16 protein-coding genes and 2 pseudogenes are annotated in these 19,458 nt (G+C 61.0%); 12 read left to right on the top strand and 6 right to left on the bottom strand.

Translation table 11 applies throughout. The features are described from left to right. Window positions 1–3,154 precede the first annotated feature (3,154 nt). Window positions 3,155–4,774 carry a gamma-glutamyltransferase gene (gene ggt, locus AC1DQR_RS27740; RefSeq protein WP_477134151.1) on the bottom strand — a complete coding sequence of 540 codons (1,620 nt, stop codon included), beginning with the start codon at window positions 4,772–4,774 and terminating at the stop codon, window positions 3,155–3,157. Window positions 4,775–4,865: 91 nt separating this feature from the next. Continuing rightward, a complete protein-coding gene (locus AC1DQR_RS27735; RefSeq protein WP_477134150.1) occupies window positions 4,866–5,849 on the bottom strand; it encodes a Bug family tripartite tricarboxylate transporter substrate binding protein in 984 nt (327 codons plus the stop codon). Window positions 5,850–5,969: 120 nt separating this feature from the next. Here AC1DQR_RS27735 and AC1DQR_RS27730 point away from each other — a divergent pair, with 120 nt between their 5' ends. From AC1DQR_RS27730 to AC1DQR_RS27720, 3 genes and pseudogenes are all read left to right on the top strand, one after another. Next, on the top strand, window positions 5,970–6,932 hold the full coding sequence (locus AC1DQR_RS27730; RefSeq protein ID WP_477134149.1) for a LysR family transcriptional regulator: 963 nt from the start codon (window positions 5,970–5,972) through the stop codon (window positions 6,930–6,932). Between the two features lie 28 nt (window positions 6,933–6,960). Then, window positions 6,961–7,153, top strand: a pseudogene (locus AC1DQR_RS27725) (integrase core domain-containing protein); the annotation flags it as partial. A 163-nt stretch (window positions 7,154–7,316) separates the two neighbouring features. Continuing rightward, window positions 7,317–7,529, top strand: a complete 213-nt coding sequence (locus AC1DQR_RS27720) for a hypothetical protein (protein WP_477134148.1) — start codon at window positions 7,317–7,319, stop codon at window positions 7,527–7,529. 155 nt (window positions 7,530–7,684) lie between these two features. On the opposite strand, the gene AC1DQR_RS27715 is transcribed toward AC1DQR_RS27720, so the two are convergent. Then, window positions 7,685–8,074, bottom strand: a complete 390-nt coding sequence (locus tag AC1DQR_RS27715; protein ID WP_477134147.1) for a VOC family protein — start codon at window positions 8,072–8,074, stop codon at window positions 7,685–7,687. Window positions 8,075–8,293: 219 nt separating this feature from the next. Here AC1DQR_RS27715 and AC1DQR_RS27710 point away from each other — a divergent pair, with 219 nt between their 5' ends. Continuing rightward, a complete protein-coding gene (locus AC1DQR_RS27710; protein ID WP_477134146.1) occupies window positions 8,294–9,274 on the top strand; it encodes an NAD(P)H-quinone oxidoreductase in 981 nt (326 codons plus the stop codon). Window positions 9,275–9,333: 59 nt separating this feature from the next. Here the strand turns inward: AC1DQR_RS27710 and AC1DQR_RS27705 are convergent, their stop codons facing one another. Further along, window positions 9,334–10,254, bottom strand: coding sequence for a LysR substrate-binding domain-containing protein (locus AC1DQR_RS27705; protein ID WP_477134145.1), 921 nt, complete (start codon window positions 10,252–10,254; stop codon window positions 9,334–9,336). A 126-nt stretch (window positions 10,255–10,380) separates the two neighbouring features. On the opposite strand from AC1DQR_RS27705, the gene AC1DQR_RS27700 reads away from it, so the two are divergent. From AC1DQR_RS27700 to AC1DQR_RS27685, 4 genes and pseudogenes are all read left to right on the top strand, one after another. After that, window positions 10,381–11,100 (top strand): type 1 glutamine amidotransferase domain-containing protein, encoded by a 720-nt coding sequence (locus AC1DQR_RS27700; protein WP_477134144.1) that lies wholly within the window; start codon window positions 10,381–10,383, stop codon window positions 11,098–11,100. Window positions 11,101–11,183: 83 nt separating this feature from the next. Further along, on the top strand, window positions 11,184–12,017 hold the full coding sequence (locus tag AC1DQR_RS27695; RefSeq protein WP_477134143.1) for a type 1 glutamine amidotransferase domain-containing protein: 834 nt from the start codon (window positions 11,184–11,186) through the stop codon (window positions 12,015–12,017). A 163-nt stretch (window positions 12,018–12,180) separates the two neighbouring features. Beyond that, entirely contained in the window at window positions 12,181–12,483 is a 303-nt protein-coding gene (locus tag AC1DQR_RS27690; protein ID WP_477134142.1) for a putative quinol monooxygenase, read from the top strand. 15 nt (window positions 12,484–12,498) lie between these two features. Then, window positions 12,499–12,678, top strand: a pseudogene (locus tag AC1DQR_RS27685) (hypothetical protein); the annotation flags it as partial. 40 nt (window positions 12,679–12,718) lie between these two features. Here the strand turns inward: AC1DQR_RS27685 and AC1DQR_RS27680 are convergent. Next, the gene (locus tag AC1DQR_RS27680; protein ID WP_477134141.1) at window positions 12,719–13,624 is read right to left on the bottom strand and encodes a LysR substrate-binding domain-containing protein; all 906 of its coding nucleotides are present in this window, start codon (window positions 13,622–13,624) and stop codon (window positions 12,719–12,721) included. 201 nt (window positions 13,625–13,825) lie between these two features. Then, complete coding sequence (locus AC1DQR_RS27675) at window positions 13,826–14,647, bottom strand: shikimate dehydrogenase family protein (protein WP_477134140.1); 822 nt, start codon at window positions 14,645–14,647, stop codon at window positions 13,826–13,828. Window positions 14,648–14,869: 222 nt separating this feature from the next. On the opposite strand from AC1DQR_RS27675, the gene AC1DQR_RS27670 reads away from it, so the two are divergent. From AC1DQR_RS27670 to AC1DQR_RS27655, 4 genes are all read left to right on the top strand, one after another. Continuing rightward, the gene (locus AC1DQR_RS27670) at window positions 14,870–15,964 is read left to right on the top strand and encodes a glycerol dehydrogenase (protein WP_477134139.1); all 1,095 of its coding nucleotides are present in this window, start codon (window positions 14,870–14,872) and stop codon (window positions 15,962–15,964) included. A gap of 12 nt (window positions 15,965–15,976) precedes the next feature. After that, window positions 15,977–17,431 carry an NAD-dependent succinate-semialdehyde dehydrogenase gene (locus AC1DQR_RS27665; RefSeq protein ID WP_477134138.1) on the top strand — a complete coding sequence of 485 codons (1,455 nt, stop codon included), beginning with the start codon at window positions 15,977–15,979 and terminating at the stop codon, window positions 17,429–17,431. A 157-nt stretch (window positions 17,432–17,588) separates the two neighbouring features. After that, entirely contained in the window at window positions 17,589–18,404 is an 816-nt protein-coding gene (locus tag AC1DQR_RS27660) for a transketolase (protein ID WP_477134156.1), read from the top strand. 1 nt (window position 18,405) lies between these two features. Further along, window positions 18,406–19,386, top strand: coding sequence for a transketolase family protein (locus tag AC1DQR_RS27655; protein WP_477134137.1), 981 nt, complete (start codon window positions 18,406–18,408; stop codon window positions 19,384–19,386). The last annotated feature ends 72 nt before the right edge of the window (window positions 19,387–19,458 follow it).

Genomic DNA, 19,458 nt, shown 5'->3' with positions numbered 1-19,458 from the left:
CAGCAATGGCTACCAGGTAGCTACTAGCGCAACGAAATGGTCGAAATAGTACCGACATGGCAACTGGGGTCAATATACCTGATAGATACCTACGAGCTATCGTTTAGTGGGCACAACGACGAGCACAGCAGGATTCCTCCGGTGCCGAACAGCCAGTGCAGCTACTTGGTAGCTACCAATAAATCCGACTCGCCATGCCGCGGGGGCGTAGACTTCCAAATCTCTGCAGCGGACAGAGTGGGACATCGATTCAAGCTAGCTGGTAGCTAACCAATAGCTTTTGGTGCGAGATGCGGCGATGCTCGATTGCCACCTGGCAGCAATAGCTACTAGCGCAACGAAATGGTCGAAATAGTACCGACATGGCAACTGGGCTCAAGATAGCTGATAGATACCTATGAGATATCCTTGAGTGGGCGTAACGGCGAGCACAGCGGGATTCCTCCGGTCCTGGAACAGCCAGCGCAGCTACTTGGTAGCTACCAATAAATCCGACTCGCCATGCCGCGGGATCGTAGACTTCCAAATCTCTGCAGCAATAGAGTGGAACATCGATACAAGCTAGCTGGTAGCTAACCAATAGCTTCTAGTGCGTCTAGTGCGAGATGCCGCGATGTTCGATTGCTATTGGGCACCAATAGCTACTAGGTAGCTACTAGCGTAACGAAATGGTCGAGATAGACCTTCAGGGTGATTGGTATAAAGATACCTGATAGATATCTAAGAGATATCTTTGGATATACACAACGACGAGCACAGCAGGATTCCCCCGGTGCCGAAACAGCGCACCGACTGTCGATGGGATAGCTAGTAGCTACCACTGTGACAGCAACCAATGCTGCTACCTAGTAGCTACCAATAAACCCAGCTCGCTTCGGCGCGGGATTGTGGTCACTCCAAATCCCTGTAGCAGTAGGTTGGAATATCTATATAAGTTAGCTGGTAGCTAGCTATTAGCTAACTGGACCAGTCGGCGTAATACCGACCGGTCTGGGCATACCTTAAAGATACCTGATGGGTATCTTTAAATGGGCGCTCCGGCGAGCAACGCTGGAAATTGCCGATGCTAAAACGGCGGATCGGCCCGTCGATAGGATAGCTAGTGGCTACCAGGTAGCAGCAATAACCAATGCTGCTACCTGGTAGCTATCAATTAATCCGACGCGCTATGGCGTGGGATCGTAGACCACCTAGTCTCCGTATTCGAACAGTTGCCCTGATGAGAGGGCGGCCGAAGTACATCTCGGTCGGCTATCGGATAGCTATCAGCTAATCGCATTGGAGCGCGTTCGCGTTGCGGGGGAGGAGATCTTGATTGTTGGACAGCTACCAGATATCTGAGGATATGCATTACCAGTTGATACCCCAACGCGGTCCAAGGGGAAGTACGTGGACGTTCGAGTGAGAGATAGTAGTACTAGTTACTTATCTATCCGTCGGTAGTAGCCACCAGTTGATCTCGGATTCAGGGAGCGTCCGCCTCCGATGGATACCAGATGGCTATCCTTGCGGTTGAGAAGAGTAGCTCGTGTTCTTCTCGCTAGTTGGCAGGGGCATTTGTTCCCTAGTGCAACGTAGCGCCCCAACGAAAAAATGCGTAATCGAAGTACTAGATAGCTACTAGATAGCTTGGCGCCGGAATCTGATGAGTGGCCCTGGTGAGACCTCCGTGCGGGACAACGTGTGCCACATAAGTGCACCTTTCGGGGCGGAATGGAAATAGGCTTCGCTGGAGAGCGATCGTGGTCATAGCTTGTCAAATATGGACGCCGGGGAGGGCTGTCCTTTAGACAGAGCCCCGGCATGCTGCCGTGGGCTGAGTGCGTTGGGAGACCCACCATCAGCAGCAACCATTTGGAAAGTTGATTCACCGAAAATTACTATTTGTTTTATGTAGCTAATAGCTAACAACTATTAATCTCCCTCAAGTCCACATATGGGGTTGCTGCAAATGCTGCTGTGCTTGGTTCGCCGGTCCAGTCCACACTTAAGCACCATGTGTCCCTGCGGCGAGGCAATCCCAGCAGACAGATCGCCATTCGTGATCGCTGGCGAAGAAGCCTTGCCGCGCGCCCCTTCTGGCGGTTCGATGTCTGGCGACAATCTGAAGAGACCGAGGTCCCCCCACGTAGCCGAATCAAGCAAGGGGAGTGGCAGATCAACACGCAACCAGAGGTCCCGCGGAGCCGGCATCTGGAGGTACACCCCGCAGCGCCAGGGGGCGCTCGACGCAAGTCCGCTGACACTGTCCCACGGGTGTAAGTCTTTGATTTTTAATATTTACTATCTAGTGCACCAATCATCCGCTCAAAAATGACGAGCGAAATGCTATGCCGATAACTGTACGTCTTGCCCGGGAATTCCATTGCGATAACGGAGTCGCACTGAATACGGAGGCGTAGGGAGACGTGCCTGGCCAGCTATGACCTGAGCCGCTATCCGGAGGACACAGGCGACAGCTTCACTGCATTCCACTATCCTGACCCGTACGCTGCCGGACTACGACTCGAGCAGTCATCGGCGGCGCTATTCATCAAGATGGCAAGAGCGCAGGCGAATGCTGCTGCCTGGATGCTTGCGGCGATGCATTGGTGCGGCTGCCGCCATCCCGAGGCCCTCTGGCGTCAGCCCCTGTATCCACCGATAGGGCTTGTACGCGGGCTGAGCGGCTTTGATGTGCTCCAGCAGAGCCAGCACCCGCGGGACTTTATGACAAAGCTAGCGGAAAGGATAGGGTGTGTCGAACAGCAAAGCCGCAAGCTTGTCAGGGCAATGAGAGCCCGAAAGCGAGTCATCGCGTTGCTGCCCGCAATGCTGCTGTGATGGTCGGAGCCGGATACAGAATCCACCGATCCACGGGATGGTCGCAACCTTACTACGCAAAAGTCGCGTCTTTACTACACTTCACGGCTAGGGTCGCAATCAAATCAAGTGGCAATCCAGGTGATCGCGTCCGTGCCACTCTTGCCGTGCAGGGCCTACCCGTCGATCAGGCGGCACGTAGTTGTAGTGTGTCAGCCGGGCTGCTATCGAAGCTGGAAAACGGGAAGAGCGTGAATTTTGAATCTGTCCTTCGAGCACTCGAAGGGTTGGGGATTGCGCGGGGAGAAACGACATAACGGGGACGGGGCGCTACCATGTGTCTAGCGCCGGGTCAGGGTAAAGCCGTCTCCAGCGCGACCCCGTCGCGCCCCGGATCCGCACCGCCGTCGAGTTCTCCGTTCGCCAGCCGGATCGCGTGGACCCAGGCGATCGTGTAGTTGTACGGATTGCGGACCACCTCGTAGCCTTGCGCCTCCAGCTCTGCGGTAAGGTAACGCGGGATCCGGTTGCATACGTCGATGGTATTGCTGGTCGAGGAGAAGCGGGGCGCCGACACTGCCGGCTGCATTGCCATGCCGAAATCCACGACGTTCAGGATGGCCTGCAGCACACCCATGGCAATCTGGGTACCCCCCGGGGCGCCGAGGACGATCTCGGGCTTGCCGTCCCGAAACACAATCGAAGGACATGACGACGTGAAGCGCCGCTTGCCGGGGGCAATGCTGCCCGCGCGGCCCGGGCGCGGGTCGAACACGCCCATGCAGCCGTTGTGCAGGAACCCGAGTCCCGGCGTGATGACACCCGATGGCATCGCCAGCGAATGGGTCAGCGAAATGCAGTTGCCGGCGCCGTCTACCACCGACAGGTGCGTGGTGTCGCGCGGCACCACGTGGCCGGGATTGATGCGGGGAATGTCGATTTTGTCGCCGGCACGGATGCGTTCGGCAAGCTCGCGCGCATAGCCTTTGTCGAGCAGCCGGGCGAGCGGCACCTCGACAAATGCCGGATCGCCGACGTGGAGGTCCTTGTCGCGCGTCGCGCCCTTCATGGCCTCGCAGACGATGCGCAGGTATTCCGGTGTGTTATGGCCGATCTGCGCCAGGTCGAACTGCTCGAGGATGTTAAGCATTTCGACCAGCATCACGCCGCCGCCCGGCGGCTGGTTGGTGGTGATCGTGCGGTCGCGATAGGTGCCGGTCAGCGGCGCCGTCCGTTCGATGCGGTATGCCGCCAAGTCCTCGCGCGACAGCAGGGCACCGTTCGCTTCCATGTCGACGACGATCCGATTGGCGATATCGTGCAGGTAGAACGCGTCCGCCCCCTCGCGCGCGATCTGCTCGAGCGTGTTCGCGAAATCCGGATTGTGCAGCGGCGTGCCGATCGTCTTTGGCGATCCGTCCTCGCGACAGTAGAGGCGCCGGCCGTTCTCGCTGTACGCCAGGCGTTCCAGATTGCTGGCACGGCCAAGCGTGGCCACGTCGATCCAGAACGCATACATACCCGGCCGCACGAAGTATCCCTCGCGCGCCCAGCGGATGGCGGGCGCGATGACTTCACGCCAGGGCAGCCTGCCGTAGCTCTGGTGAATCGCCTCCAGCCCGCGCAGCGTCCCCGGAGTGGCTATCGACTGGTAGCCGATGTCATTGACGCGATCCTTTACGAAGAAGCCAAAGCCGTCGCGGGCCTCGCCGTCGAGCTTGTCGGCCCACATGTCGGGCGTGGCGCGCGCCGGCGCGGTCGCGTGAAAGTCGATGTATTCGTGCGCCTGTTTCGACGGCATATACACCGCCGCGGTGCCGAATCCCCCGATCCCGCACATCAGCGGATCGACCACGGCCTGGGCAAACGCGCAGGCGACCGCGGCATCCGCCGCATTGCCGCCGGTCCGCAGGATTTCAATGCCCGCTTCCGCTGCTTCGGGTTGCGGACAGACGACCATGCCTTTTTTCATTGAGTTCTCTGGATCTGGGTGGTTATGACGCTGAGCTGCGCGAGCGGCGGTCGGCAAGCGACCGAGCTCGCTTAGCTGGGCTTAGTTGGTCTTAGTTGGCCCGCAAATTCAGGTCGCCGATGGCGTTCTTCCACTTGACCGTGTCACGGACGGTCAGCTCATGTAGCTTGCCGACCGGACCGGGCATCGGCGTGACCTGCATCGAGCGCAGCTTGTCGACGACGGCGGGATCGGACAGGAATGTCTGCGTGGCGGCATGCATGCGCTGGATGGAGGCGGCCGGCGTGCCGGCCTTGGCGGCGATGCCCGACCAGCCGATGTCCTCAAAGCCGGTCAGGCCGATCTCAGATGCCGCGGGCACGTCGGGTAAATCCGGCACGCGCTTCGCTGCAAACACCACCACGGGCACCAGCTTGCCGGCGCGGATCTGCGGCAATGCGGTGCTGAGTACCGGCGCCATGACCTGCGTTTCTCCCGAGACGGTGGCAATGACGCCGTCGGGCTCGCCCTTGTAAGGCACGTGGGTCATGCGGAAACCGCGCTGCTTGAGCAGCATTTCCACCACCAGATGGGTCGAGTTCCCGAGTCCRGAGGAGGCGAAGTTGATGGCGCCGGGTTTCGCGCGCGATGCCTCGACCAGGTTATCCAGCGTGCGGAACCCGGTCTGTGAGTTTGTCACCAGCACGAACGGCACATTGGTCAGGGTCGCAACCGGCGTGAAGTCCTTCTCGGGCGAGTAGGACAGCGGGGCATAGGCGAACTTGTTCAGCACCATTTGCGACACGCCCGCAAGAAACAGCGTGCAGCCGTCCGCGGGTTGGGACAGCACTGACTTGGCGGCGATAACGCCACCGGCGCCGGGCTTGTTCTCCACCACCACCGTGCTGCCGAGTTCCTTGCCGGCATGCTCGGCCCACATGCGGGCAATCGTATCGGTGCTGCCGCCCGCTTGCTGGGACACCACCAGCCGGATGGGCCGGGTCGAACCCGCCTCGCCGCAACTCCAGGCGGGCGCCATCAGGCCCAGGCCGACCGCGGTCACCGCCAGATGCGAAAAAACTGAGAATTTCTTCATAGGTAGAAAATCAGAGAACAACGTAAGGGAACCGAGCATGTTAGGAATTCCCGCACATTATTGGATTGGTTTACCATGAGCACCAGTGAATTGTTCCGATGGATGTATTAGTAAATACTCATGATTGAACCTGCAGATAGCGTGGCCTGGGCGCGCCGGCTGCGCATGCGGCATCTCGAATCCTTCCTGATCCTGCTGGACGCCGGGACGCTGTCCGCCGCCGCCCTGCGGCTGCACATGACGCAGTCCGCGATGTCGCACTGGCTTGGCGAAATGGAAGAATTGGCCGGTGCTCGGTTAATCGTGCGCGGCCGCAGGCTGCAGCTGACGCCGGCCGGGGACGCGGTGCGCAAGCTGGCGATCCGCGTGCTGGGCGAGGTGTCCCGCGCACATGATGAGTTGGGCTCCATTGCCAAGGGGGCGGTCGCACGCCTGCATGTGGGCAGTGTCTTTGCCGGCGTGGCGCACCTGATCCCGCGCGCCATCGTCAGCTTCCAGCAATCCCGCCCCAATGTGCAGATCGAGGTCACGGAAGGCGTCTTCAACACGTTGCTGGAGCGGCTCGAGCGGCGCGACTACGACGTCATCGTCGGCTCCATCGATGCGCGCGCCTATGGCCCACATCTGGCGCACGAGGTGCTGTTCGAGGATGGCATCGGTGTGGTCGTGGGACGGAAACATCCGCTGGCCGCGCGCCAACGCATCGCCTGGCGAGACCTGTTTGCCTTTCCCTGGGTAATGCCGCCGCGCGAGACGCTGATGCGCAAACGGCTCGACACGGTCCTGCTCGAACGCGGCGCGGCCGGCCTGCAGCCGCGCGTGGAAACAGGTTCCGTGCTGACGATCGAAGCGGTGTTGCGGGACACCGACTACATCGGCGTCTGCTCCGACGCGATGGCGCGGCACATGGAAGCGCTGGGGCTGCTGCGGGTGCTGCCCGTGGCCGACGCTGAATCGTTCGGCCCGGTGGGCGCCGTGTGGCGCCAGGGCGGGGCCGATGAGGTCGTGCATGCGTTCGTGCGCAGCCTGCGGGAGGAGGTGGCGCGCATGGGGCTGGGTAAAGAAGCCATCCAGCCGATCTGATGTTGAGGGAAGCTGTTAACCTGGGGGCGCTTCGTCCAGCCGGCCACACGTGAGCAATGGCAACCCCTATGCGGAGTCGCTGTTCCGGACCTGCAAATGTCGGCTGACTACCCGCGCCAGGCGCTCGACAGTGTGGACGAGGCACGCGCGTAGACGCAGCGATTCGTGCGTTGGTACAACCACGAGCAAAGCATAGTGGGCCGAGATTCGAGACACCGGCGTAGCGCGTGCGAGTTGCACGACCTCGAGACGCCCAAGGACAAAACACTGCATCTGATCGCCGACAACTACGCCACGCACAAACATCCCGCGGTGCAAGACTGGCCGACCAAGCATTCGCGATGCAATATGCACTTCACGCCCGCCTCGGTGTCGTGACTGAACATGGTCGAGCGGTTCTGTCCCGCTATCACGACCGAGCGACTTCGCCGCAGCATATTCACCAGCGTGCCGGAACTGGTCGCCGCCATCAATATTTACATCGCTCACCACAACACCAACCCCAAGCCGTTCACCTGGAGCAGGAAAACTCGCGAGAGTTTGCAGAAGGTCATTCGCGCCAATCGCCAGTCCAAACGGGATGGAACAATGTACTAGGAATCACGTGGATTAGAGGTCACGTCATTCGCCGAAATGGCGATATGCAACAGGATCACCCGCTCGGAAGTTTGCTCGCACAGAGCCGCCTGGCACTCGGAAAGCAGAATTCCTTCCCCCAAGTCAGTCTTTGTCAAGGGCAGGGGGCTGCTGGATCACGCATCCGAAGGAGGAGGCTCCGAAGCGCTGAAATCCAGTTCAATTCTTGCCCCGTTGGGATCGTGCAGGAACAACTGCCAGAGGCCGGATCCTGCTTGCCGCCCGAGCTTGAAGGGGATATGCAAACGCTGGAGGTGACGCACGACGTGCTCGAGGCCGGTCGCGCTGAATGCCATATGATCCAGCACGCCCGCTGAAGATGCCGGTAGTTCGCTTCTTGCGACCAGATGAACAAGGGGAGCTCCCGCGGCATAGAGCCATGCACCCGGGAATGCCAGTGGCGGACGGACACCGGATTCGAAGCCAAGCACCTCGGTGTAGAAACTGACGCTGTCTTCCAGTGCTGCGGTCAGTACTGTGAAGTGGTTCATCCCTACAATCGACATGTTTCGCTCCCATAGATCAGTTTGGCGGCGTCGATCCTGCAAGCTGGTCCAATTGTCTCGACACTCGGTAATATGATGCATGATATATTATAAGAGTGTCAACGTCTGTCCGTGCCGCGAAGCTGACGTAACGTCACCGCTGGATCGAGCTAAATCAAGGCCGGCCTGCACCGACGTGTCTCATAGGCAAGTAACGCCCTTAGGGCAAAGGATGTCTCGATGAAGTACATCAGTCATGGCCCCAGCACAGGGGCGGATACGCTAGTTCTGAAGGAGGTCGACGTCCCCCGAGTTGCCTCGCACGAAGTCCTGGTACGTGTCGCGTTTGCGGGGGTCAACCGACCGGACGTGCTGCAACGGCTTGGGCTCTACAACCCGCCGCCGTCGGCAAGCCCTTACCTGGGCCTGGAGATTTCAGGCACGGTTGAGCAGGTCGGCGAGGCGGTGACCAAGTGGAATGTTGGCGACAAGATCTGCGCCTTGACACACGGCGGCGGCTACGCCGAATTCTGTGTCGCCGACGAGCGGCATTGCCTGCCGATACCGAACGGGTTGACGCTGGAGCAAGCCGCGGCACTGCCGGAGAACTACATCACGGTATGGGCCAACTTGTTTGCCAAACAACTCGTGTCGCAGGGAAAGTCCGTCCTGATTCACGGCGGCAGCAGCGGCATCGGCATTACCGCCATCCAGCTATCCCGTGAGGTCGGCGCTGAAGTCATCGTTACCGCTGGCAATTTGGAGAAGCTGACGATTTGCCAGCAACATGGCGCGGCTCATGTCGTCAACTACCGCCAACAGGATTTCAACGACGTCGTATTTGACGTGACGCAGGGTAGGGGTGTTGACGTTGTCCTGGATATGGTCGGCGGGCGCTATATCGAGAAGAACCTGCGCGCGCTCGCACTGGACGGTTCGCTCGTTCAGATTGCGTTCCTGGAGGGCAGTCAGGTCGAGATCGACCTGCTGCCTATTATGCTAAAGCGGCTCAACATGACGGGTTCCACGCTGCGGGCTCGTACACCCGAGAACAAGGCCGAGTTAATTAATGGCTTGCGCAATACCTTCTGGCCCGTGCTGGAGCAGGGCCGGTGCCTGCCGCTCATTCACACCATCATGCCGCTTGCCGAAGCCGGGAAGGCACATGCACTGATGGAGTCAAGCACGCACGCCGGGAAGATCCTGCTCAGGGTGGCATAAGAAGCCAGCATCCCAGGTGGGATTGGGGGGGGGGCTGCGACTCGCATGGCTCCCCGCGACTAGCCTCGGTCCTTCCGGGCTGGTGTGCTTTCGGCGAGGAAGTCGATCAACGCCCGCGATGCGGCGGATAGCCGTCGATGCGGCGCGAAGACCAATGAAAATGGCCGCGTCCGTCCCCGCGTATGCGCAAGGACCTCAACGAAATGGCCCTGTCGGATACGTTCGTCCGCGATAAAGCTGTAAGTCTGGCAGATTCCCAGGCCTTGCGCGGCAAGGGATACGACGCCAAGCACATCTTCCGACACTTGCAGGCCTGCCGACGGCGTCCAGTCAATATCACGACCGTTGTCGCGGAAGACCCACGGCGCCACCCGACCTGTACTCGGCATCACGAAGTGCAGGCAGGCATGGCCCGCCAGGTCGCCGATGACCTGGGGTGTTCCCGCAAGCGCCAGATACCCTGGCGTCGCAACCAGGCAAAGTTCGGCATCTTCCAGCTTGCGCGCCACCATTCCGCTGTCGGGCAGCTTCCCCAGGCGTATGGCCATGTCGAAGCTCTCCGCAACCAGATCGACGTTGCGGTTGGTGATGTTCAGTTCAATCTGCACGTGTGGATAGCGTTGCGCAAAGTGCCGGAGCATCGGCGCAAGTCGGTAGTGGGCGTAGGTCGTGGGCACGCTGAGACGGACCCGCCCAGTCAGCTCGCCATCCTGCGCCTGGATGGCGCGTTCGGCATCGTCGATCAGCGCAAAGGCGGTACGTGTGCTTTCCAGATACAGGCGGCCCGCCTCAGTTAGGTTGAGCCGCCGGGTCGTGCGGCGCAGTAGCTGGATGCCCTGGCGGGATTCCAGTCTTGCAATAGCACGACTGATGACCGATGGGGTCGTGGATAGGGCGATCGCTCCAGCCGTGACCGATCCCTTCTCGACTACGACGATGAATGCCTCCACATCGCCCAGATGATCAAATCGACGGCTCATTATTACCTTTGAAGAACAGGTGATTTCCCCTGATAACAGTTTATCGCCGGCGTCAGCCTAAATAAAGTGTGGCTAGCCGCGACGATCCAGCGCAAACCGTTCGACAGGACTTCTTTGGAGATATCGATGAACCCTATTGACATGACAGAACCGCAGACAGGAATCAAGCCGGTGCTAATGGTGCTTACCAGCCATGGTATCAAAGGCAACACCGCTCAGCTCACGGGTTTCTTTCTCGGGGAGGTCACCCATCCGCTAGCCGTGTTCGAAGCAGCCGGCATCGCAGTCGAGTACGCATCCGTCCAGGGCGGTAGTCCGCCCGTGGACGGCCTCGACCTGGAAGATGCGATCAATTTACGTTACTGGAACGACAGCCGTTTTCGCAAGGCTATTGGTGCCACGCAGCGTCTCGAAGACGTAGACTTTTCGACGTACGCGGCCATCTTCTTTGCCGGCGGCCACGGCGCCATGTGGGACTTCCCGACTTCCTCGGCGGTGCAACGCGCGGTTCGTCAGGTCTTCGAAGGTGGTGGCGTCGTGGCTGCGGTGTGCCATGGCCCCGCAGCGCTGGTCAACGCGACGTTGAGTGACGGAACCTACCTGGTCGCCGGCAAGAACGTTAGCGCTTTCACGGACGATGAGGAGCGCGCGGTGCAACTTGACCACGTCGTCCCTTTCCTGCTGGCAAGCACCCTCGGCGCACGCGGTGCTCTTCACCATCCGGCGCCGGCGTGGAGCGCCAACGTCGTTGTCGATGGCAGGTTGGTGACAGGCCAGAACCCACAATCCGCCACTGGTGTCGGCGAGGCCGTGCGCGACCTCGTCCTCGGCGGGGGTCGTTCCTGAGCATCGCGTGGGCGCGACTTCTATTGCTCTCCTGCAAGTTCGTCAGTGTTGTTGTTACCTTTAAAGATCGAAAAATGAAACTAATGAGCAAGTTTGCCATCGGCGTGGTGGCTGCAATGACAGCGCTTGGCGCGCAAGCCGGCAATGTCCTGGTGGTGCTGTCCGATGCGGATCACCTCGACCTGAAGGATGGCAAGGTGTACGAAACCGGGTTCTACCTGAACGAACTGATGCAACCGGTAAGGCGCTTGCTTGACGCCGGCCACTCGGTGACGTTTGCAACGCCGAAAGGCAATGCGCCCACGCTGGATAAATCATCCGTGGACAAGATGTATTTCAACGGCGACGAGGCAGCGCTGCAGGCGCACAAGGCCCTGATGGAACGGATGGACATCACCTCGCGAAGCAAGTCGCCGGTGATCAGCCTGTCGCGCGTCGAGCAGATCGGGTACGGGCACTTCGATGCCGTCTACATTCCCGGAGGTCATGCCCCCATGCAGGACCTGCTGCAAAGCGAGGAGCTCGGGAAGTTGCTGAAGAACTTCCACGCGAACGGCAAGACCACGGCATTGGTTTGCCATGGACCCATCGCTCTTCTCTCTACGCTGCCGGACGCCAGGAGATATGCACTGGGGCTCCAATCCGCGTCGGGTGTTCAGCCAGTACCGGCATGGACTTACGCTGGCTATCGGCTTACGGTAATCAGCAACGAGGAGGAAGAGCAGGCCAAGGGGCTGTTGAACGGTGGGGCGATGAAGTTCTACCCGCAGACAGCGGTGGAACAGGCCGGCGCGCGCTATAGCAGCAACTTGGCGCCCTGGACGTCTCACGTAGTTGTGGACCGTGAACTGATCACCGGCCAAAATCCGGCGTCCGCGCTGGACGTGGCTTCGAAGCTGATCGAGAAGTTGGAATAGAACACCCGACCGAGCACGCGGTATGCCGGTCGCCCTCGGTAAGGGGAGAGGGGCCGAGTCATTCTTGCGCCGGAATCAAATGTCTTCTGCGCAAGGCACGGTTTTTCTCCCGAGGAGCCGCGCCGATACTGGCGAAAGGCTTATTCAACGACTGCGGAACCCGATGCTCAATGTGATTGCCCACATCAAGACCATGCCCGGAGCGCGCGACCGGGTGCTGGCTTTGCTCGATGCGCTCGTGCCGACCGTGCTGGCCGAAACCGGCTGCGGCGGCTACCAGCCCTTGATCGACCTGCCACTGCATTTGCTGGCACAGACGGCCGGCGAGAACGACATTGTAATTGTCGAGAAGTGGGAGAGCGTTGCGGCGCTGGAGGCGCACCTGAGAACGCCACACATGCTGGCTTACCACGCGACGTCGGCCAGTTGGGTCGAAGAGGTTTCGGTGCGTCTGCTCGGCCGCTGAGATTTGCCGCGATGCATCCTTCGCTGCTTCACCCATCCGCGTTCAACATCGGAGTACTGCCGTGCCGCTCGCTCTCTCTTGGCGCTAACCGTTGGCGCCTTTGCCATCGGGACTACCGAATTCGTCATCGTGGGTCTGATCCCTACCATTGCCGGCGACCTTGGCGTGAGCCTGCCGTCCGAGCGGGCGGGGCTTCGTCAGCGACATGGCAGCGCATGCTTCGCGACGGGCTGTTTCAGTTGTCACCAGGCGTGATTTCGCCGAGTCTGGAACTGGCATAGTCAAGGAAGCAGGTAATACGCGACGACAGTTGCGTATTACGGTAGTAGACCGCATGGATAGGTTGCCGGACATCCACCGTGTCATGGACCAGTACCTGGACGAGGTCCCCTCGGGCACGGTCGCTTTGCGTCATAAAGTCGGCGAGGCAGGCGATACCTTCGCCGGCGAGTGCCAGCTTGAGTATGGTTTCACCGCTGGAGGCGCGTACGCTGGGTTCGATGCGCAAGGTATTGCCCGTATCGTTGCGAAGGGGCCACTGGTTTAACGTCTCCGGTTGCGTGAAGCCCAGCAGGCTATGAGCAGAGAGCGAATCCACATCCTTGGGCTTGCCGCGGGCCTTGAGATACGCTGGGCTGGCCAGCAGGCGCAGTCGGCTATCGAACAGCACGCGGGCGTGCAGGGTCGAATCCCGCAGGCTCCCGATGCGGATCGCGACGTCCGTTCTCTGCTCGATAAGGTCGATGATCTGATCGCTGGTATGCAACTCCAGTTCGATTTCCGGGTAAAGCGTGCGGAAGTCGCCAATGAGGGGGACGATTACATGATGCATGAATGGCGTGGCGGCATTGACTCGCAACTTCCCGGCCGGCTTATGCCGACGTACCGCCATCTGTTCCTCGGCGGACTCGACTGCGTCCAGTATCCTGCGAGCGTGGGCTAGGAAGGCGCATCCCTCCTCGGTCAGTTCCAGCCTGCGCGTGGTTCGCCGCATCAGCGTGGTCTCCAGTTTCTCTTCCAGCCGGCCGAGGGCGCGGCTGACAGCGGACACGGTTTGTTCCAGTCGTGCGGACGCCGCAGTGATGGAACCGGTGTCCACCACGATTGTGAATGTAAGGAGCTCGTCGAGTGTCGTCTTCATGGTACCGGGCATAGTCAGCCGGATGCCGCGGCTGGCGGAGTGGTAAGTGATGTTGGGTGGGCGCAGACGCCCTGCATATCGCCAGCAGAGTGATGGCAAGCGTCTGCGGCAAGGCAGCCCGCGCGGCCAAGCAGTATCGCGTGTTCTGCCTTCCGGATTAGCCTGCCCGGCGCCATAACATAGTTGACTAGCAAGCAACAATCACCGCGAGGTATGCTCCTGTCCCGCGAGGTTGCCCAACAGGTAGTCCAGTAACAGGTCAATCTGCGCCGTCACCATATGCTCGCCCCGGTGAATCCTGCTTCCACGCGCTTTCGCTGCCAGCAGCAGTGGTGTCTCCGCCGGCTGCATGATGACCTCCGCCACGATGCTATGAGGATCCAGCGTTGCGGGATCCATCGGCAATGGATCGTCGGGCTTCAGCCCGAGCGAAGTCCCATTGACAATGAGATCCCAGTACCCGGCCGTACTCTCGGCGGATGTAACGGCCGCATCCGGCCGGCTTACCTTCAACTGCGCGACTAGGACGTCAGCCTTGTCCCGTGTCCGGTTGACGATCGTTAGCTGACGCGCCCCTGCGTCGAGCAGAGCGGCGGCAACTGCGGTAGCCGCGCCGCCGGCGCCCAGCAGGAGCACTCGCTTTCCGGCTGGGTCGATTCCCTGACCGCACAGGCCCGCGACGAAGCCGACGCCGTCATACATGCGTCCGACAAAGCGGCCATCAGCCGTGCGGCGGGCCACATTGCAGACTTCGAGATCCGCGGCTATGCCTTCGAGCGCGTCGCAGAGTTGGGCCATTCGCTGCTTATGAGGCACCGTGACGATAACGCCGGCCAGATTTTCGACCTGACGTAGACCCTCCAGTGCCTCGGGCAGCTGTTCGGGCGAGACCTGCCACGGCACGAGAACGGCGTTTAGCCCCAGGGCGGCTGCACGCGCGTTGAAAAACGCCGGCGTGCGCACATGATGGGTGGGGTAGGCAAGGATGACGACGACGCGTGTGCGGCCGTCGATCAGCGTCACGGGTAGCTTGCTTGATTCTGACATCGTTGGTGTGCTCCAGAAGTATCAAAAGGACTAAGAAAACGGCGCGAGCAAAAAAGCCTCTTGCCCAACGCTGATAATGATGTAGGATATATCCTATATGATGTATTTGGAAGGCGCAGCTACATCGTAAGGTTACGCAGCCCATTAGGTCAGCAGGCCGGCATTCCGCAGATCGGCGCTATAGACGGAGGAGAGAACGTGCAAGCAGTATTTGGCGCGCCCGGACGCTATGTCCAGGGCGTGGGAGCATTGGACCTGCTGGGCAAGCAGGCGGGTCGGCTCGGCCACGATGCCGTGTTGGTCGCGGACCGAATGGTAATGGCAATGATCGGCGAGCGGGTCGAGCGGCAATGCAGCGCGGAGCTGGTTACGCTACGACGCATCAGCTTCGACGAAGACCTGACCCCGCAACTGGTCGCCCGCCTGGTCGATGATCTGGGTAATGCCACCCCGGATGTGATCATTGCCGCAGGCGGCGGTCGCAGCATCGACGCGGGCAAGGCGCTCGCGGATCATTATCAGGTGCCGGTCATCACGGTGCCCACGGTCGCTTCCAACGATGCGCCCACCAGCAAGAACTACGTCCTGTACGACGATCAGCATCGGCTGCTGGCGGTCAGGCATCTGCCCTACAGTCCCGCGTGTGTCATTGCCGACACCGCGCTGATCTCGCAAGCGCCCGCACGAATGTTGTTAGCTGGTATCGGGGACGCGATCTCCAAGTCCTTCGAAGCCGCGCAATGTGAGGCGGCTCCGCAGGGGCTGAACATGTTTGGTACCCGACCCTTGTTGTCGGCGCAAGCGCTGGCGAGGGAATGCCACCGTGTGCTGATGGCCGATGCACAGGCTGCGCTGGCGGTGGCCGGTTCGGGTCGGCCTGATGCGGCGTTCGAACGGGTGGTGGAAGCCACCATCCTGATGTCCGGACTGGGTTTTGAAAGCGGTGGTCTGTCGATCGCACATGCCTTGACGCGTGGGCTTTCTGCGTTACGCCAAGCCAGGCAAGCTCCGCATGGCCTGCAGGTGGCGTATGGCCTGCTGGTGCAGCTAGAGCTGGAACGACGCCAGGACAGCGCGCGGGTGGAAGTCGAAGCGTTATACCGGCGTATTGGCTTGCCACTGTGCCTGGCGGACCTTGGGCTTAGCGACGCCTCGCGCGAGGAACTCGAGACGACCGCGACCCTGTCGCTTACCGCGGCGCATATGAAGAACTTCTCGCGTGAACTGGGCGTCGTCGACATCGCAGATGCGATGCAGCATGTCGAAGCGCGCGCGGTACAGACCCCCCGATAAGCTGGAGAAAATATGAAGCTGAAAGACGCGGCATTGATGCGCATGCAGGCGTACATCGACGGCGAATGGGCCTCTGCGGACGACGGCGCGCGATTCCCGGTTGCCAGTCCCGCGAACGGCGCAGTGATTGCCGAGGTGCCCGACATGGGCGAAGCCGAAACCCTGCGGGCGATCGCGGCGGCCGAGCGTGCGCTGGCCACGTGGCGTGCCACCACGGCAAAGCATCGGTCCGATTGCCTGCGGCGCTGGTACGACCTGATTCGCCTGCATCAGGGTGATCTTGCAATCCTGATGACCGCAGAGCAGGGCAAGCCGCTGGCGGAGGCCGAGGGCGAAGTCGCCTACGGCGCCTCATTCGTCGAATGGTTCGCCGAGGAAGCAACGCGAACCTACGGCGAGCTGATCCCGGCTTCTACCGATAACCGCAGGCTGATCGTCATCAAGCAACCGGTGGGCGTTGTCGCCGCCTTGACCCCGTGGAATTTCCCTGTGGCCATGGCAACCCGAAAAGTGGCCCCGGCATTGGCAGCAGGTTGCACGGTGGTGCTCAAGCCCGCATCCGAGACGCCGTTGTGCGCACTAGCTCTGGCTGAGCTGGCTCACCGCGCGGGCATTCCGCGCGGGGTCTTCAATGTCGTGACGAGCGCGCGCGCCGCGGTCATCGGTGCGGTGCTGGCACAGAATCCTGCGGTTCGCAAACTTTCATTCACGGGTTCCACACGCGTTGGCCGCCTGCTGATGGAGCAATCCGCCGCGAACATCAAGAAGCTGTCCCTTGAGCTTGGCGGCAACGCGCCATTTATCGTGTTCGAGGACGCTGATCTCGACGCGGCGGTGCGGGGGGCGATGGCTTCCAAATACCGCAACGCTGGGCAGACCTGCGTCTGCGCAAACCGGATGTTCGTCCACGCGGTCGTCTACGACGAGTTCGCGCGCCGGCTGTGCGATGCCGTGGCCGACCTAAAGGTGGGGGACGGCAGCGAGCCCGGCATCACCATGGGCCCGCTTATCAATGCGCGTGCCGCCGGCCGAGTGCACGAGATGGTGGAAGACGCGGTGGGGCAGGGCGCCCGCTTGCTGGCCGGTGGCAAGCAGCCGGATCCCGCCAGCGCGTTCTATCTGCCAACCGTGGTCGGCGAGGTCACACCCGCGATGCAGCTGGGGCGCGACGAAATCTTTGGGCCGGTGGCTCCGCTGCTGCGCTTTGAGTCGGACGAGGAGGTTGTGCGGATGGCCAACGACACCCCGTTCGGCCTAGCCGCCTATTTCTACACGCGCGACCTGAGCCGTGTATGGCGCATCGCCGAGGCTCTGGAATGCGGCATGGTCGGCATCAACGAAGGTTTGATTTCCACCGCCGTCGCGCCCTTCGGCGGCGTCAAGGAATCGGGCCTGGGCAGGGAAGGTGCCAGGCAGGGCATCGAAGACTACCTGGAGCCCAAGTACATGTGTATGGGCGGTATTTAAGAGGAGCATAAGCGATGGATTTTCTGTATTTCACCACAGGATGCATGATGTATCGTGCATCTAAAAAAGTAGGAGACGCTAAATGAACAACGCCGTTGCGCCGGTCATCCCGGCTGCGTCCGGGAACGCGTTCGCGCCAAGCGCGGGACAGGTTGCGCTGCTCAAGGAGCGCGCGACCTTCGTGCGCCTGGAGACCATCAGGCTGATCGAGATTGCCAAGACCGGCCACTACACCTCGGTGTTCTCGGCCGCCGAGACGTTTGCGGCGCTGTACTACGACGTCATGCGGCTGCGCCGGGGCGAGCCTGCCTGGCCGATGCGCGATCGTTTCCTGATGGGCAAAGGCCACGCTGCGGTGGGCCTGTTCCCGATTCTGGCGGATCTGGATTTTTTCCCGAAGGCCTGGCTTGACGAATACACCCGACTGGGCAGCCCGCTGGGCGATCACCCCGATATGCGCAAGGTGCCAGGCATTGACTTCAGTTCCGGCTCGATCGGGCACGCGCTATCGGCAGGCCTGGGCATGGCGCTTGCGGGCCGGCACGCCGGTCTGGATTTCACCACCTTCGTCATGCTGGGCGATGGTGAAATGCAGGAAGGGCAGGTGTGGGAGGCGGCCATGTCCGCTGCGCACCACCGCGCCAATCGCCTGATTGCCATCGTCGACCGCAACGGCTACCAGCTCGATGGCGCCGTCGACGAAGTGATGGGCATCGAGCCGCTCGATGCGAAGTGGCGCGCGTTTGGCTGGGAAGTCCACGTGGTGGATGGCCATGACGTGGCCGCCCTGACCGCCCTGCTGCGCAGGCTGCGTGCCGACGATACCCGCACCACGCCGGTTTGCGTCATCGCAAAGACGGTCAAGGGTAAGGGCGTTTCCTACATGGAGACCGAGCCCGGATGGCATCTCGGATACCTTGCGCCCGAGGATGCTGAGCGCGCGGTCGAAGAAATTCTTGCAAAGGATCGATAGCATGAACCAGCCACTTTCCAAGGATTCCTGGCAATACCGGGGTCTGAACGCCATCACGCCGGGCCTGAGCTACTTGTCCGACGGCCTGACCGACCTGGTCGAGGCCGGCGCGCCGGTCCTCGCGGGATCTGCCGATCTGCAGTACTCCAATGGTCTCGCGCGTTTCGCGCAACGTTTTCCCGAGCGCTACATCCAGTTTGGCATCTCCGAACAGAACATGGTGACCGCGGCCGCCGGCATGGCCAGCGTGGGCTATACGCCTTTCGTCGCTACCTTCGCGTCCTTTCTGGCACTTCTGTGCTGCGAGCAGATCCGCATGGACGTGGCCTATTCCGGTCTGCCAGTGAGGCTGATCGGCCACCATGCGGGCATTTCGCTGGGCTTCTATGGCACGTCGCATCACGCGACCGAGGATCTGGCCATCATGCGCTCGATCGCCGACCTTACCGTGGTGGCGCCGGCCGACGGCCCGCAATTGCGTTCCGCGATCAAGGCTTCGGAAGGTCATGCACAGCCGATCTACTTCCGCATTGGCCGGGGGCGTGAGCCGGCGGTCTATGAAGAAGGCACCACATTCCAGTTCGGCAAGGCCATTGAGCACGTGCAGGGCGACGAGTTGACGCTGATCGCGACCGGCTCTTGCGTGCACCCCGCGCTCGAAGCCGCGAAGCGGCTCAACGCCGCAGGCCATTCGGTGGGAATGATCGACATGGCGACCGTCAAGCCGCTGGATCGCGAGGCCGTGCTGAAAGCTGCCGCGCGTTCGAGCGTACTGATGACTGTGGAGGAGCACAACGTACTGGGAGGACTCGGCGGTGCCGTGGCTGAGGTGCTGGCCGATGTCGGCGCAGGGGTACGCCTGGTGCGTCACGGCATCCTCGATGAGTACAGCCTGATCGCTCCACCTACGCATCTCTACAAGCACTACAAGCTCGATGCCGACGGCATCGAGCAACTCTCCCGGCAGGTCCTTGCGTCCTAACGGAGAGTGTATGACCCGCATTCGATAGTGCGGTGGCGGACATTGGCATCAGCCTGTCCGCCGGGAATTGCC

The sequence above is a fragment of the Cupriavidus sp. 05L411 genome, from assembly GCF_056398045.1.
Note: the sequence above shows the minus strand (reverse complement) of the source record. Positions and strands in the feature narration are given on the sequence as shown.

Excerpts from the sequence above, each read along its gene's own strand:
- ggt (WP_477134151.1), bottom strand. The coding sequence starts at position 4,774 with ATGAAAAAAGGCATGGTCGTCTGTCCGCAACCCGAAGCAGCGGAAGCG.
- AC1DQR_RS27730 (WP_477134149.1), top strand. The coding sequence starts at position 5,970 with ATGATTGAACCTGCAGATAGCGTGGCCTGGGCGCGCCGGCTGCGCATG.
- AC1DQR_RS27720 (WP_477134148.1), top strand. The coding sequence starts at position 7,317 with ATGGTCGAGCGGTTCTGTCCCGCTATCACGACCGAGCGACTTCGCCGC.
- AC1DQR_RS27715 (WP_477134147.1), bottom strand. The coding sequence starts at position 8,074 with ATGTCGATTGTAGGGATGAACCACTTCACAGTACTGACCGCAGCACTG.
- AC1DQR_RS27710 (WP_477134146.1), top strand. The coding sequence starts at position 8,294 with ATGAAGTACATCAGTCATGGCCCCAGCACAGGGGCGGATACGCTAGTT.
- AC1DQR_RS27705 (WP_477134145.1), bottom strand. The coding sequence starts at position 10,254 with ATGAGCCGTCGATTTGATCATCTGGGCGATGTGGAGGCATTCATCGTC.
- AC1DQR_RS27700 (WP_477134144.1), top strand. The coding sequence starts at position 10,381 with ATGAACCCTATTGACATGACAGAACCGCAGACAGGAATCAAGCCGGTG.
- AC1DQR_RS27695 (WP_477134143.1), top strand. The coding sequence starts at position 11,184 with ATGAGCAAGTTTGCCATCGGCGTGGTGGCTGCAATGACAGCGCTTGGC.
- AC1DQR_RS27690 (WP_477134142.1), top strand. The coding sequence starts at position 12,181 with ATGCTCAATGTGATTGCCCACATCAAGACCATGCCCGGAGCGCGCGAC.
- AC1DQR_RS27680 (WP_477134141.1), bottom strand. The coding sequence starts at position 13,624 with ATGAAGACGACACTCGACGAGCTCCTTACATTCACAATCGTGGTGGAC.
- AC1DQR_RS27665 (WP_477134138.1), top strand. The coding sequence starts at position 15,977 with ATGAAGCTGAAAGACGCGGCATTGATGCGCATGCAGGCGTACATCGAC.
- AC1DQR_RS27655 (WP_477134137.1), top strand. The coding sequence starts at position 18,406 with ATGAACCAGCCACTTTCCAAGGATTCCTGGCAATACCGGGGTCTGAAC.